This window comes from Methylobacterium sp. WL19 (assembly GCF_008040005.1).
Lineage (GTDB): Bacteria > Pseudomonadota > Alphaproteobacteria > Rhizobiales > Beijerinckiaceae > Methylobacterium > Methylobacterium bullatum.
Genome location: NZ_VRVC01000052.1, coordinates 17,581 through 31,713, shown reverse-complemented (window position 1 = coordinate 31,713; position 14,133 = coordinate 17,581). Strand labels below are relative to the sequence as shown.

The 14,133-nt window shown below is 69.2% G+C and carries 14 protein-coding genes; 5 read left to right on the top strand and 9 right to left on the bottom strand.

Features of this window, described 5'->3' with window-relative positions:
* The 3 genes from FV220_RS12270 to FV220_RS12260 all read right to left on the bottom strand — a co-directional run.
* The coding region (locus FV220_RS12270) for a dihydrofolate reductase (RefSeq protein ID WP_147831661.1) at positions 1–299 on the bottom strand (299 nt) is incomplete at its 3' end.
* On the bottom strand, positions 299–1,093 hold the full coding sequence (locus FV220_RS12265) for a thymidylate synthase (protein ID WP_147831659.1): 795 nt from the start codon (positions 1,091–1,093) through the stop codon (positions 299–301). The genes FV220_RS12265 and FV220_RS12270, both read right to left, overlap by 1 nt.
* A gap of 55 nt (positions 1,094–1,148) precedes the next feature.
* On the bottom strand, positions 1,149–2,000 hold the full coding sequence (locus FV220_RS12260; protein WP_246689445.1) for a CPBP family intramembrane glutamic endopeptidase: 852 nt from the start codon (positions 1,998–2,000) through the stop codon (positions 1,149–1,151).
* A 273-nt stretch (positions 2,001–2,273) separates the two neighbouring features.
* On the opposite strand from FV220_RS12260, the gene FV220_RS12255 reads away from it, so the two are divergent.
* Positions 2,274–2,918, top strand: coding sequence for a ClpXP protease specificity-enhancing factor SspB (locus FV220_RS12255; RefSeq protein WP_147831657.1), 645 nt, complete (start codon positions 2,274–2,276; stop codon positions 2,916–2,918).
* 315 nt (positions 2,919–3,233) lie between these two features.
* On the opposite strand, the gene FV220_RS12250 is transcribed toward FV220_RS12255, so the two are convergent.
* The gene (locus FV220_RS12250) at positions 3,234–4,628 is read right to left on the bottom strand and encodes a cytochrome P450 (RefSeq protein WP_056144107.1); all 1,395 of its coding nucleotides are present in this window, start codon (positions 4,626–4,628) and stop codon (positions 3,234–3,236) included.
* 138 nt (positions 4,629–4,766) lie between these two features.
* On the opposite strand from FV220_RS12250, the gene fumC reads away from it, so the two are divergent.
* The 3 genes from fumC to FV220_RS12230 all read left to right on the top strand — a co-directional run bounded on the left by fumC (position 4,767) and on the right by FV220_RS12230 (position 6,770).
* Positions 4,767–6,191, top strand: coding sequence for a class II fumarate hydratase (fumC, locus tag FV220_RS12245; RefSeq protein ID WP_056144106.1), 1,425 nt, complete (start codon positions 4,767–4,769; stop codon positions 6,189–6,191).
* Between the two features lie 11 nt (positions 6,192–6,202).
* Positions 6,203–6,394, top strand: coding sequence for a DUF4169 family protein (locus FV220_RS12240; protein ID WP_147831655.1), 192 nt, complete (start codon positions 6,203–6,205; stop codon positions 6,392–6,394).
* 157 nt (positions 6,395–6,551) lie between these two features.
* The gene (locus FV220_RS12230; RefSeq protein WP_147831653.1) at positions 6,552–6,770 is read left to right on the top strand and encodes a ribbon-helix-helix domain-containing protein; all 219 of its coding nucleotides are present in this window, start codon (positions 6,552–6,554) and stop codon (positions 6,768–6,770) included.
* A gap of 12 nt (positions 6,771–6,782) precedes the next feature.
* Here FV220_RS12230 and FV220_RS12225 read toward each other — a convergent pair whose 3' ends face one another.
* The gene (locus tag FV220_RS12225) at positions 6,783–7,550 is read right to left on the bottom strand and encodes a helix-turn-helix domain-containing protein (RefSeq protein ID WP_147831652.1); all 768 of its coding nucleotides are present in this window, start codon (positions 7,548–7,550) and stop codon (positions 6,783–6,785) included.
* An 86-nt stretch (positions 7,551–7,636) separates the two neighbouring features.
* On the opposite strand from FV220_RS12225, the gene FV220_RS12220 reads away from it, so the two are divergent.
* Positions 7,637–8,611 carry an MBL fold metallo-hydrolase gene (locus FV220_RS12220; protein ID WP_147831650.1) on the top strand — a complete coding sequence of 325 codons (975 nt, stop codon included), beginning with the start codon at positions 7,637–7,639 and terminating at the stop codon, positions 8,609–8,611.
* 91 nt (positions 8,612–8,702) lie between these two features.
* Here FV220_RS12220 and FV220_RS12215 read toward each other — a convergent pair whose 3' ends face one another.
* The 4 genes from FV220_RS12215 to FV220_RS12200 all read right to left on the bottom strand — a co-directional run bounded on the left by FV220_RS12215 (position 8,703) and on the right by FV220_RS12200 (position 14,113).
* Complete coding sequence (locus FV220_RS12215; protein ID WP_056144091.1) at positions 8,703–10,088, bottom strand: heterodisulfide reductase-related iron-sulfur binding cluster; 1,386 nt, start codon at positions 10,086–10,088, stop codon at positions 8,703–8,705.
* A 196-nt stretch (positions 10,089–10,284) separates the two neighbouring features.
* The gene (locus FV220_RS12210; protein ID WP_147831648.1) at positions 10,285–11,472 is read right to left on the bottom strand and encodes an FAD-binding protein; all 1,188 of its coding nucleotides are present in this window, start codon (positions 11,470–11,472) and stop codon (positions 10,285–10,287) included.
* 88 nt (positions 11,473–11,560) lie between these two features.
* Complete coding sequence (locus FV220_RS12205) at positions 11,561–13,009, bottom strand: polysaccharide biosynthesis C-terminal domain-containing protein (RefSeq protein WP_147831646.1); 1,449 nt, start codon at positions 13,007–13,009, stop codon at positions 11,561–11,563.
* 102 nt (positions 13,010–13,111) lie between these two features.
* On the bottom strand, positions 13,112–14,113 hold the full coding sequence (locus FV220_RS12200; RefSeq protein WP_018042555.1) for a magnesium transporter CorA family protein: 1,002 nt from the start codon (positions 14,111–14,113) through the stop codon (positions 13,112–13,114).
* Positions 14,114–14,133: the final 20 nt, after the last annotated feature.

The following is a 14,133-nucleotide window of genomic DNA, read 5'->3' as shown; positions in this document are numbered from 1 at the left end:
AGCTCCTCCGCCCCCCCCGCCGCCGCCAGGGCGCCTGCCCAATCGTGGACGACGGCCACGTCGGCGGCCGAGAACGACCGGTCGCGGGTCAGCACGAGGATGCGCCGGCCCGGCAGCGGCCGGCCGATGGAGTCGTAGGTCTTGCGGCCCATCAGGACCGGCTTGCCCATGGTCAGCGCCTTGAAGCGGCGCAGGTCGCTGCCGAGGCGCCAGATCAGGCCGTTGTCCCGTCCGATCACCCCGTTGCGGGCCACCGCCGCGATGAGGCTGACGCGGGGGCTATGGGGGGCGGGCGCCATCAGACCGCCACCGGCGCGCGGATGGCGGGATGCGGTTCATACCCTTCGATGGCGATGTCCTCGAATCGAAAATCGAACACCGAGCGGACCTCCGAGGCAAGGACGAGGCGCGGCAGAGGACGCTGCTCCCGCGTGAGCTGCAGCCGGGCCTGTTCGAGATGGTTCACGTAGAGATGGGCGTCGCCGAGCGTGTGGACGAAGTCTCCCGGCTCCAGGCCCGTCACCTGGGCGATCATCGCCGTGAGCAGCGCATAGGAGGCGATGTTGAACGGCACGCCGAGGAACACGTCGGCCGAGCGCTGATAGAGCTGGCACGAGAGCCGGCCGTCGGCGACGTAGAACTGGAACAGGCAATGGCAGGGCGCCAGCGCCATCCTGTCGAGGTCGGCCGGGTTCCAGGCCGAGACGATCAGCCGGCGCGAATCGGGGTTTCGCCGTATCTCGTCCACGAGCCAGGAGATCTGGTCCACTGCGCCGCCGTCGGGCTTGGCCCACGAACGCCATTGCTTCCCGTAGACCGGCCCGAGATCGCCGTTCGCATCGGCCCATTCGTCCCAGATCGTGACGCCGTTGGCCTGCAGGGCGCGCACGTTGGTGTCGCCGGTGAGGAACCACAGCAATTCATGGATGATCGAGCGCAGGTGCAGCTGCTTCGTCGTGACGAGGGGAAAGCCCTCCGCCAGGTCGAAGCGCATCTGGTGGCCGAAGACCGAGAGCGTCCCCGTGCCGGTCCGGTCGTCCTTGCGCGTTCCCTCGGAGAGGATGCGTTCGAGAAGCTGATGATAGGCGTGCATCGGGGTCCCGTGTTGCATCTCCCGCGATACCGCGAACGGGGCCGCGAGGCGAGCGTCAGGCGGGCGCCGGCCACAGCAAGTAGGCGACCACGGCGAGATTGCTCCAGACGTGGAGCAGGATGCAGGGCCAGAGCCGCCCGGTCCGCCAGCGCAGCCAGCCGAGCATCAGGGCCAGGGGAATCAGCGAGACCGGGCGGGCGATGCTGCCGACCTGGATGTGAAGCAGCACGAACAGGGCGGAGGTGGAGAGGATCGCACCCCACGGCTTGAGGAAGCGCGAGGCCCGCTCGAACATCGCCCCGCGCATGAGCACCTCTTCCGCCACCGGCGCCAGCACGATGGTGAAGGCGAGCCAGGCGATGGCCCCGGTCCTGCTGAGCAGCGGCGACAGGCCGACATTGCGGCCGAACGCCATGTGGAAGACCTCCGCCGTCCCGATCACCCACAGGATGTGGAGGAACGGCCAGAGCAGGAGGATGGCGAGAAGCCGCGAGGGCACGAGGCCAGGCGCCTCCACGGGGGTCAGCGCGAGCCTGGCGCGCCACGCCTCGCCGCTGGACCGGATCGCCGCGCCGATGACGATGGCGACGATGAGGCACTGGCGCAGAATATCGCTCGCCACCTCGCGCAGGACCAGCTGCTGCGGATACAACCGGGGGCGGCGGGCCTCGGTGGCGAAGGGGTCTATGCCCTGCAGGATGTCCGCGCCGACGCGCACGACGAGCAGGGCGGCGATGGCCGCTGCGAGCATCACGAACAGGGTCGCCAGGACGAGGCCGATGGCATCGCGAAACGCCGCCGCGGCGAGGCGGATCGGGGACCGGCGCGGCCGCGCGCCGCCGGTGGCGGCCAGCATTGCGCCGATTGCCCGGTCGTCGGACAACTCCACGTCAGGATCGGGCTTCAAAAGCGACGCCTCTCCCTCTATATTCGTGTCGTTCGGTCGAGAGGCCGAACTGGGTGCCTGACAATCTTCGGCCGAGGCCGCTCGATCCCGGCGCTTTCACCAGAATCCCGGGTACGTGGATACGGTGTCAATTCACCGCCCCCCCGTGGAGACCACGGTGGGAACGGCGCGATTGAAACCGGCGCCCGAGTCCGGCAAGCCTTCACGTCAATTCACCGACCCGGTGCGCCGTCGGCGCGACATTCCGGCAGGTACCGGGCAAAGCGACAAGCGATGGCAGACGATCTCATCCGTTACGACCTCCTGGTTCAGGATGCCCTGCGCGGCGTCGTGCGCAAGGTGCTGACCGACGCGGCCCGCGAAGGTCTCGCCGGCGAGCACCATTTCTACGTGTCGTTCCGGACGGAGGCGCCGGGGGTGCGGATGTCGCAGCGCCTGCGGGAAAAGTACCCCCAGGACATGACCATCGTCCTCCAGCATCAGTTCTGGGATCTCGGCGTCACCGAGCATTCCTTCGAGGTCGGCCTGTCCTTCTCCGGGGTTCCCGAGCGCCTGCTCGTGCCCTTCGACGCCTTGAGCGGGTTCTTCGACCCCTCGGTCCAGTTCGGCCTCAAGTTCGACCTGAACGAGGCGGCGGACGAGGACGCGCAGGACGATGCGCCGCAACCTCACGGCACGAAGAACGCCACGCGGGGCGCGGCCTCCGAGCCGAGCGAGATCATGCCGAAGGGCAACGCCGTCTCGGCGATCGGCGCCAGCGTGCCCAAGCTCCTCCCCGCGCAGGGCGCGAGCCAGAACCTCGACAAGACCGAGGACGGTCCCGACGGCAAGGCGGCGCGCCCCGCGGCCAAGAAGCCCGACGGCGGCGAAGCTGGTGCCGAAGTCGTCAGCCTCGACGCTTTCCGGAAGAAGAGCTGAGATTAAAGTCGCTTCGCTGCTTTTCGCGATGCCCGACGAATCGGGCTGTGCCTCGCTCCACCCGTCCGGGGCTACTGGATTCACACATTTGCTCGACGGCTGTTCCCGTTATTCAATAGGGTTCGGCCTAAGGCGCGACGTGCTCCCTCTCCTTCCAGGAGAGGGGACGCGCGAATTGGTGAGTGTCGTAGCCATCTAGGGAAGGGACGTTGGTTACGCTGAGTCTGCGCGAGCGCGGTCGTGAGACCTCGCCCCCCTCTCTCGGACATTTGCAGAGCGCAGCGGACGGTGATCCGCGACCCGCCGCAGCGGTTCTCAGCCCCGCCGCTCCACCTGCATCCGCAAGCCATGTTCCGGCCGCAGCGTCACCCGCTGGAGCGGCGTGACGGGGGCGTGGTCGGGTGACAGCGAGAAGCGCGCGGCGCGGGCGATGTGCGCCAGCACGATCACTGCCTCCTGCAGCGAGAAGCTCTGGCCGATGCAGACGCGGGGGCCTGCGCCGAACGGCAGATAGGAGAAGCGCTGAACGGTGGCCCGGTTCTCCGGCAGGAAGCGCTCCGGCATGAACGCCTCGGGATCGTCCCACAGGGTGCGGTGGCGGTGGAGCACGTAGGGCGCCACCATGATGAGCGAGCCCTTGGGGATCTTGATCCGGCCGATCCGATCCTCCGCGATGGCCTGACGGCTCAGGAACGGCACCGGCGGGAACAGCCGCATCGTCTCTTCCATCACCGCCTTGGTGAAGGGGAGCGCGTCGGCATCGAACCCGTCGCCCTGCACCGCATCCACCTCGCGCTCGACGCGGGCACGGGCCTCGTGATCCTGCGACAGGCAATAGAGCGCCCAGGTGAGCGCGTTCGCCGTGGTTTCGTGGCCGGCGGCGATGAAGGTGACGATGTTGGCTTTGACCTCCAGATCGCTGAGGCCCTTGCCGGTTTCCGGGTCCTGCGCCTGAAGCAGCAGGGTCAGCAGGTCGGAGGGGGCCGTTCCGGCGTCGAGCTGCGTGCGCCGGCGCGCGATGAGGGCGTTCACCACCTCCTCGAAGAAGCGGATCGCCGGACGCGCCCGGAGCCGGCCGATGCGCGGCACGAAGGCCGGCACGCCGAACACGTCCATCGGGTCCACCGGCCCGACCGATTCGAGGAACCGGGTGATGGCGCGGCCCAGCGCATCAGGGTCGCTGGACAGGCCCTCGGTGAAGATCGTCCGCTCCAGCACGTCGAGGGTGACGCGGGTCATTTCCAGGGGCACGTCCACGGTGGTGGCGTCGCGCCGGGCGAGGCGGCGGCCGATTCGCGCGCCCGCCTCGTTCATGGGGGCGGCGAAGCCGAGGACGTGGCGGGCCGAGAAGATCGGCGCCAGGGTGCGCCGCTGCAGCTTCCACTCCTCGCCCTCCGCCGTGAGGAGGCCGTTGCCGAGACCCGGCGCGAGCACCCGGCGCTGCAGGTCGTCCTTGCGGTAATTGGCGGCGTTCTCCACGAACAGGTAGCGGATCAGGGCCGGGTCGCTGACCACGGTGACGCGGCCCATCGCGCCTTCGCGCGCCACCACGGGCTCCACGAAATGCTCGTCGAGCCAGGTGGTGATCGGGTTGGCGCGCACCGCCTTGAGGAAGGCGAGCAACCCCGGCTGTTCGCGCCGGGGGCGCGGGACGACGGGGCGGAAGCGCGGGAGGGCGTCGGGCTCCAGGGTCGCGGCGTCCAACGGCATCGGCAATCGTCCTCGCTTCGTCCCGGAACGTGCCTGACTCCGGCACGGTCCTGTGACGCCTTTGAAAGAAAGCACCATCGCGGTTTTCGGCCGCACCGTTTAAGTAGGGCCGCATACCCCGCCATCTAAGAGGCCACGATGTCGCCGCTCGAAAGCCCCACCGAAACGTCCGCCACCCGGACCGAGTCCGACACGTTCGGCCCCATCGAGGTTCCGGCCCATCGCTACTGGGGCGCGCAGACCCAGCGCTCGATCCAGAACTTCAAGATCGGCACCGAGAAGATGCCGGCCCCCCTCGTCCATGCCCTCGGGATGGTGAAGCAGGCCGCCGCCCTGGTGAACCAGGATCTCGGCGCCCTCGACCCGAAGGTGGCCCAGGCCGTCGCCGCCTCCGCCGCCGAGGTGGTGTCGGGCGAGCACGACCAGGAATTCCCCCTCGTGGTCTGGCAGACGGGCTCGGGCACCCAGTCGAACATGAACGCCAACGAGGTCATCGCGAGCCTGGCCAACGAGCTGCTCGGCGGAAAGCGCGGCGGCAAGTCGCCGGTCCACCCCAACGACCACGTGAATCGCGGCCAATCCTCCAACGACGTGTTCCCCACGGCGATGCACATCGCGGTCTCGCGCGAGATCAACGACCGGCTGCTGCCCTCCCTGAAGCACCTGCACGACGCGCTCCAGGCGAAGTCCGAGGCGTTCGCCGACATCGTCAAGATCGGGCGCACCCATTTGCAGGACGCGACGCCCGTCTCCCTCGGCCAGGAATTTTCCGGCTATGTCGCGCAGGTGGCGTTGGGCACCGAGCGGGTGAAGGCGACGCTTCCGGGCGTGCTTGCTCTCGCGCAGGGCGGCACGGCGGTCGGCACCGGCCTCAATGCCCATCCGGAATTCGCGGAGAAGTTCGCGGCCAAGGTCGCCGAGCTGACCGGCCTGCCCTTCACCTCGGCCGCCAACAAGTTCGAGGCGCTGGCCACCCACGACGCCCTCGTCTTCACGCAAGGCGCGCTGTCGGCCCTGGCGGCGGGCCTGTTCAAGATCGCCCAGGACATCCGCTTCCTCGGCTCCGGCCCGCGCTCGGGCCTCGGCGAACTCTCCCTGCCGGAGAACGAGCCGGGCTCGTCGATCATGCCGGGCAAGGTCAACCCGACGCAGTGCGAGGCCCTGACCATGGTCTGCGCCCAGGTGATCGGGAACGGCACCACGGTGAGCTTCGCCGGCTCCCAGGGTAATTTCGAGCTCAACGTGTTCAAGCCGGTCATCGCCAACGCGGTGCTGCAATCGATCCGCATCCTCGCCGATGCGGCCGTGAGCTTCGCCGACAATTGCGTCGTCGGCATCAAGGCCAACGAGGACAAGATCGCCGACCTGATGAGCCGCTCGCTCATGCTGGTGACGGCGCTCGCTCCCTCCATCGGCTACGACAAAGCCGCCGAGATCGCCAAGACCGCGCACAAGCGCGGCACCACCCTGAAGGAAGAGGCCCTGCGCCTCGGCTACGTCACGGAGGAGGAGTTCGACCGCGTCGTGCGCCCCGAGACCATGCTGGCACCGAGCGTCGACTGACGGGGAAGCTCATGGCCGAGATCATCAACCTGCGCTCGGTCCGCAAGGGCAAGGCGCGGGCCGAGAAGGAGGCGAAGGCGGAGGACAACCGCATCGCCTTCGGCCTGCCGAAGAAGGCCAAGACCCTGGCCGAGGCCAAGAAGGCCATCGAGTTCTCGCGCCACGAGGGCCACAAGCTCGTGGGACCGGATTCGGACGGGTGACAAGCGCAACGGTTCCCCCTCCCCCCTCTGCGGGGGAGGGTGGCCCTCGCGTGAGCGAGGGTCGGGAGAGGGGAGCGCCATCTCCGGAGAGGTCGCCCCCTCTCCCGCCTGCTCCGCAGGCACCCTCCCCCGCAGAGGGGGGAGGGTTGCGCGCCCGATGACCACCGGCACCACCAAACGCTCGGTGATGATCGCCGGCCACCGGACCAGCGTGTCGTTGGAGACGCCGTTCTGGGAGGCGCTGCGCGAGATCGCCGCCGCCCGCGAGCAGTCGGTTCAGGTGCTGATCGGCGAGATCGACGCAGCGCGGGGCGCGCAGAACCTGTCCTCGGCGATCCGGGTGTTCGTGCTGGCCGAAGTGCGCCGGCCGAACTGAAGCCGTGGGCGTCTATGGACGCCGGATACCGACGAGGCTCGCCGAGGCGGGCGCTCCGAACGTCTCGCGGAAGGCGTTGGCGAAATGGGCTTGGTCGGCGAAGGCCGCCTCGTGGGCGGCGACCGTGAAGGTTTCACCCCGAATGACGGCGTCGATCGCCCGCCGCATGCGCAGCCACGAGCGATAGCGCCGGAAGGGAACTCCGACCTCGCGGGTGAACAGGTGCTGCATCCGCGAGGATGACAGCCCGACGGAGGCCGCGAGGCGCGGTGCCGACATGCCCGTGTCCTGGCAGGTGCCGAGGTCGGCCATGATCCGGGCGATGCGCCCATCGAGCGTCGGTCCGTTCCGGCGCACTGCGAAACCGGCGAGATCGGCGATGGCCTGCCCGGCCCAGACCGTGGCGCGCGGGCATTCGTAGAGCGCACGCAAGGGCTCGATCTCACCCCGCATGGCGACGCGTGCGCCGCCGATGTCCTCGCCGGCGGCGATCAGGCCCAGGAGAGCCTGCGCTCCGGCCTCCGGCTCGAGATAGAGCACGGCCAGGGGGTCGCCGGCGCAATCGAGTTCGTGCCGCATCCCGGCCGGGACGAAGGCCGTGCGGCAGGCGATCCACGGACCGGGCCTGAACCGGATGCGGAAAGGGCCATACAGGCCCGCCAGATAGACCGGCGCACCATGCTGGTGGCTGGCGTTGTAGGCGAGCGGTCCGGCAAAGAAGGTATGCCCGCCCTCGACGTGCCAAAGGGGGCCGAGGGCGGGGGCAGCACGTTCGTTCAAGCGGTGTCCCCTCCCCACGCGCTAGGCCGGTCATCCCCGCCTCGCGGTCCACCGGCGCGGCGGGGTCAGCCGGAGATCCTGCGACGATGATCACATTGAGCCGCCGCCTTGTCACGGGCGCCCTCGCGGGCCTCGCTCTTTCCGGCGCGAGGCCGGCCCTGGCCGGTGCGGCCGCCCTGGCCGAGGCGTCGGCGTCGCGGCGCATCCGGCTCGGCGCCTTCACCATCACCACCTTGCTCGATGCGGACGAGACCATCGACGGGCCATGGCCGATCGTCGGCGAGGACCGCCCGAGAGAGGAGGTGCAAGCGCTGATGCGGGAGAACCGGCTTGCCCCGGACCGCTTCACGCCGGGCTTCACCCCGACGCTGATCGAGACCGGCACACAGCGCATCCTCTTCGATACCGGAAACGGCGAGGTCGGCTTCATCCCCAGGCCGGCGGGAGGGCGGCTGGGTCAGGCGCTACGGCGCGCCGGAATTGCGCCGGAGACGATCGACCTCGTGGTGATCACGCATTGCCATACGGATCATATCGGCGGCCTCCTGGACGGCGGTGTTCCGCAATTTCCCAACGCGGCCTACGTCGTGGGAGAGGCGGAATACCGCTTCTGGACCGCGGAGGAGCGCCTGTCGGCGCCGGCGGACAGCAACACCTACCGATCGGCAGCGGTGGTGCGCAGCCACCTCGTCCCGCTGCGCGAACGCATCCGCTTCGTCGGACCCGGCGACACGGTCGCGCCCGGCATCGACGTGGTGGCCGCCTTCGGGCACACGCCGGGGCACCTTGCCTTCCATTGCGAGAGCGAGGGGCAACGGATGCTCGTGTGGGGCGATTGCGCCCATCATGAGGTGGCATCCCTGATTCACCCCGAATGGCACGCGTTGTTCGATCTCGACAAGGATCAGGGCATCGCGACCCGTCGGGCGATCTACGCGATGGCCGCCACCGAAAGGCTGCTGGTGGCGGGCTATCACACGGCGTTCCCGTCGCTCGGCCATGTCGAAGCGCGAGGAACGGGCTATCGCTGGATTCCGGTGAGCGAGTCCGGAACTCCCTGACCCCCCTCTTCCCGTCCGCTGCCGATCCGACCCGTCGACAGGACATGCGCAGGTCTAGGTGAAATGCGGAGGTGTAGGCGCCACTTCGGGCCTACTCCGCCGCCTCCAGCACCCGCGTCCCGCCCAATCCCTCGAGCACCGCCGGCTTCGGCCCGCCCGTCGCCCAATCCAGCAGTTCCACCGTGTGCACGATGGGGATGCGCGTGCCGTTCCCGATCTGCGTGGCGCAGCCGATATTGCCGGTGGCGATGAGATCGGGGCGCATGCGCTCGATATTGGCCACCTTCCGGTCGCGCAGGCGCCCGGCGATCTCCGGCTGGAGGATGTTGTAGGTGCCGGCCGAGCCGCAGCAGATATGGCCCTCGGGCACGTCCTTCACGGTGAAGCCGGCCTTCTTGAGCAGGTTCTTCGGCTCGGTGCGGATGCCCTGGCCGTGCTGCATCGAACAGGCGGAATGGTAGGCGACCACGAGGTCGCTCTCGAACAGGGGCGGCATCAGGCCGAGGCTGGCGACGTATTCGGTGACGTCCTTGGCGAGGGCCGAGACCCGCGCCGCCTTGTCCGCATAGGCCGGGTCGTCGCGGAACATGAAGCCGTAATCCTTGATCGTCGTGCCGCAGCCCGAGGCCGTGACGATGATCGCGTCGAGGCCGTCGCCGTCCATCTCGGCGATCCAGGCATCGATGGTGCGCTTGGCCTGGGCGTGGGAGGTCTCGGACTTGCCCATATGGTGGGTGAGCGCGCCGCAGCACCCCTCCCCCTTCGCCTGGACCACCTCGACGCCGTGGCGGGTGAGAAGCCGGACCGCCGCCTCGTTGAAATCCGGCCGCAACACGCTCTGGGCGCAGCCGCGCAGGAGGGCGACCCGTCCGGCGCGGGCGGGCGCGGCCTCGCCCTGGAGCAGGGCGCTGGCTTCCCGCGCGCGGTTGTCGGCGGGGAAGGTGCCGGGCCGGTCGTTGACGGTGCGGTTGGGCAGGAGCGCGGGGGCGAGGTCGAGCATCGCCGCGAGACGGTTGCCGACACGGGGCAACTGCGCGACGAGGGGCCGGAACGGCGAGCCGATCTTGGCGGCCAGGAGCGCCAGGCGGAAGCGGTTCGGATAGGGCAGCACGAAGGCGAGCACGCTGCGCAGGAGCCTGTCGCTCAATGGCCGGCGATAGGTCTCCTCGATATGCGTGCGGGCGTGATCCACGAGGTGCATGTAATGCACGCCGGACGGACAGGTCGTCATGCAGGACAGGCAGGACAGGCAGCGGTCGACATGCTTGACCACCTCCGGTGTCGCCGGCTTGCCGCCCTCCAGCATGTCCTTGATCAGGTAGATGCGACCGCGCGGGGAATCGAGTTCGTCGCCGAGGAGGAGATAGGTCGGGCAGGTGGCGGTGCAGAACCCGCAATGCACGCAGGTCCGCAGGATCTTCTCGGACGCCGCCATCGCCGGCTCGGCAAGCTGCGTCAGGCTGAAATTGGTCTGCACGGCGTTTCCTCGGGGTCCCGATACGTCAGCCCGCCCGGCGATCTTCCGCCGCCCGGCGCTGTTTCCCGCAGCTTAGAGGGAATTCGGGCGGAAGCCGAGGCTTGGAACGGCTCTAAGCGGCAGCCTGCCGCACCCCGACGACGCGGATGGCGCAGACCGTCGAAAGCGCTCCCCACGAGCGCTCGCCGCGGGACGTTCAGATCCCCGCATACATCCGGCCGGGGTTGAACACCCCCTTTGGATCGTGGGCCGCCTTGATCCCGGCCGTCATCCGCAGCAGGGGATCGGACAGGGGCTCGAAGACGGCGGTGGCCGCGCGGACCGCGTCCGGCGCCCGCACCAGGGTGGCGTGGCCTCCGGTGGAGCGCAGGACGTTGCGGATGGTCTCGGCGCCGGCATCGCCCTCGGAAGAAGTGGCGAGCCAGACGAGGCCGCCGCCCCAATCGTAGAACCAGCGCGCCTGGCGCTGCGCCGCGATGGCGGCGGTGACGGCGGGTCCTTTGGTCGGCGCGGTCGAGATCCGCCACACGGCGGCCGCGCGCGGTTCCGTCAGCGGGATCACGTCGCGGATCGCGGCCCACAGGACGGCGCCGATCCCGTCCTCGATGATCTCCGGCTCGCCGAAGCGCCGCAGGAGCTTGCGCAACTCGCCGAGGCGATAATCGAGGGAGTCCGAAAAGCCCTCCAGGCGCATCAGGGTGCGGGGGCTCGGCCCGTCGAGGCCGCTCGGCAGGTGAGCGGCGCCGGTGAGTTCGAACGGCGATCCGAGGGCGGCGCTGAGGGCCGCCACCGCCGTGGCGTCGTCCAGGCCGGAAAAGGCCAGGGTCGCCGTCCGTTCCTGCACCGGCAGCACCTTGAAGGTCACCTCGGTGAGGAGGCCGAGGGTGCCCCATGAGCCGGCCATGAGCTTGACGAGGTCGAGGCCGGTGACGTTCTTCATCACCCGCCCGCCGGACTTGATGGCCTCGCCGCGCCCGTTGACGAAGCGGACGCCGATCAGGCTGTCGCGGGCCGCGCCCGCATTGATCCGGCGCGGTCCCGCATTGTTGGTGGCCGCCACCGCGCCGAAGGTGGGCTCGCCGCCCGAGCCCATCAGGATGCGGTGGTCCATCGGCTCGAAGGGCAGCATCTGGCCGCGTTCCGCCAGCAGGGCCTGCACCTGCGCGAGGGGAGTGCCGGCGCGGGCGGCGACCACCATCTCGGCCGGTTCGTAGAGGGTGACGCCGGAGAGTTTCAGGGAGGAGAGGGTCGATTCGTCCTGCGCAGGGCGGCCGATGGCGGCCTTGGTGCCCCCGCCAACGAGGCGCATCGGCTCGGCGCGGCCGGCCGCATCGGCGACGATGGCTTGCGCCTCGCCTTCGTCCTGAGGCTCGTATGTCCGCATCGTTTCCCGCCCGTTGTGATGCTCGCCGGCATCCTTTGCCGAACCATATGCGGGAAGCGGTGCCCCCCTTTCAAGCGGCGCTCCTGTCTCAGGCGGTCGGGGTGACGGTGCGCTGCCGCAGATACGCGGCGGCGAGGCTGCGCAGGCCGGCGATGTCGAACAGCGCCACGAGCAGGACGTAGACCAGCACGCCGAGGGGCAGGGAGATGGCGAGGGCCATGGCCGGGTCCATGTGCCGGAACGGCGCGAGGCAGGCCATCATCGCCAGGGTGGCGGTGCAGGCGGCAAAGACGTCCCACCAGTCGATGCGCAGGCGCTGCGGTCCGGCAAGAGCGCGGACCGCCAGCCACAGGGTCGAGGCGACGAGGCCGGCGCTCTGCGCCATGGCGATGCCGGGCGCCCCGAAATGCGTGGGCAGGACGAGCAGGCAGACGGCGTTCACGGCGAGGCCGACGATGGCGGCGGCGATGACCGGCACCGTCTTGCGGCGGATCTGGAAGATCGGGTTGAGGCCGAAATTGAGCAGCGTGCCGCAGAGCAGGCCGGGAATGAGGATCAGTGCGTAGAGGGCGAAGGGTCCGCGATACGCCTCCGGCACGATGAGCCCCTGGATCGCCGGAAGCACGGCCCAGAGCCCGCCGGCGCAGGGCACCATCAGGGCCACCACGATGCCCGCGTTGCGGCCGATCTGGGCTTCGGCCGCCACGTGGCCCTCGTGCTCGTCCACCCGCACGGCGAGCTGGAACAGGATGAGGTCGAGGGCCGTGCCGATCATGCTGAGGCTGCGGGTGGCGACATCGGCGGCCAGGGCGAAATACCCGGCCTCCGCCAGTCCGAACCACATGGCGATGGCGCTGCGGTTGAGGAACGGCGTGATCTGGTAGATCGCGTTCGCGGCGATGAGCGGCAGCCCGTAGGCGCGAAACAGCCGCCAGGTCTCGCCCATGCGCACGCGGACGATGGGCACCTTCGGATCGAGCAGGGGCCTGCGCAGCACGAGGACGGGCAGGAACTGGCTGAGCCCGCAGGCGACGAGCACCCAGACCGGCTGGGGAAACAGCCAGGCCGCCCCCGCCATGAGCAGGAAGGCGAGGCCGTTCTTGACGATGGTCAGCTTCAGGTAGAGGCCGCCGTCGAAGCGTGCCCGCGTCAGGGCCGCGTGATAATCGAACAGGCCGATGCCGAAGGCGGCCAGCCCCGCCCCCGCCGCGATGGCGAAGCGCCCCTGCACATCCATCTCCACCGTCGCGCCGACCACCGCGCACAGGGCGGAGGCGACCAGCAGGACGAGGGCGAGGACGGCGTAGGCGCGGTCGAGCCCATGACGGATCCAGGGTTCCTCCTGCCGGACGCGGTTGGAATAGAACCGGGTGGCCGAGAGCCGAAGCCATTCGAAGACGAGGGTGTTGAGGACCACGGCGCCCGTGGTCGCGAGGCCGAACAGGCCGAAATCCGCCGGCCCCATCAGCTTGGCGAGGAGCAGGCCGAGGCAGAAATTGAGCCCGGCATTCAGGATGAAGGCGGCGATCACGGCCATGCGGTCGACTCTGGTCGCCGGAGGCCCGGCTCTGCTCCCGATCCTTGCGCGCCGGCCCGAAAAGAATTCCCTAAATCCCGAGCCGGCCGGGCCGCCCCCGCGTCAGAACCAGCCGCGCAGCTTGAAGAAGACGACCGGGATGATCGCGCTGATGACGATCAGCGACAGACCATAGGGATAGCCGTAGACCCAGTCGAGTTCCGGCATGTGCTTGAAGTTCATGCCGTACATGGAGGCGATGAGGGTCGGCGGAACGCCCACCACCGAGACCACGGTGAGCACGCGGAAGGTGTTGTTCTGCTCGATGTTGATGAGGCCCAGGGTGGCGTCGAGGAGGAACTGCACGTTCTCCGAAAGCCGGATCTCGAACTCGTCGAGGGAGGCGATATCCCGCCGCAGGGTCTCGAAGCGCGGCATCTCCGTAGCGCCGAGGAGGTGCTCGCACTCACCGGCGACGAACGGGAGGATGCGCTCGAGGCCGAGCAGGCTCGAGCGGATCTTGCCGAGCGCCTTGCCCCGCCGGCCGACGCTGCGGAGGATGCGGCGCAGCGCGAGATCGCGGCGGCGCGGGGTCTTGCCGGAATCGCCGGCGACACCCCCTGCCCTCACGTCGAAATCGAAGATCCGGGTGGAGAGCGCGTCGAGATCGGCGCCCATCTCCTCCAGGGCGTCGGCGAGGCTGTCCACCAGCTCCTCCACCAGGAGCAGGAAGATCTCGGTGCCGGTCTGGCAATCGCCGTCGCCGTCGCCGATGCGCTTCTTGACCTCCTCGAAGGCGCGCAGCTCGTTGAACCTGACCGTGATGAGCCGGTCCCGGGTCAGGACGAAGCCGAGCGGGGTCAGCTGCGAATCCACCTTGTCGAAGGTGATCATCGGGGTGGAGAGCGAGAGCCCGTTCTTGAGCCGCCGCAGCCGGCTGGAATTCTCGACCTCGCTCAGGGCTTTTCGCGAGGGGACGCGCAAGCCTGTGGCGGCCTCGATATGCTCCGCTTCCTCGGTGCTCGGATCGTTCAGATCGATCCAGATCGCGTGGCTCGGCACGCCGCCGCCATTGGCTGCGCCGGAATGCTCGACCGCGCCCTGCGGTCCCTGAAGACTGATCATGGGGTGATTGTCATCCGTCT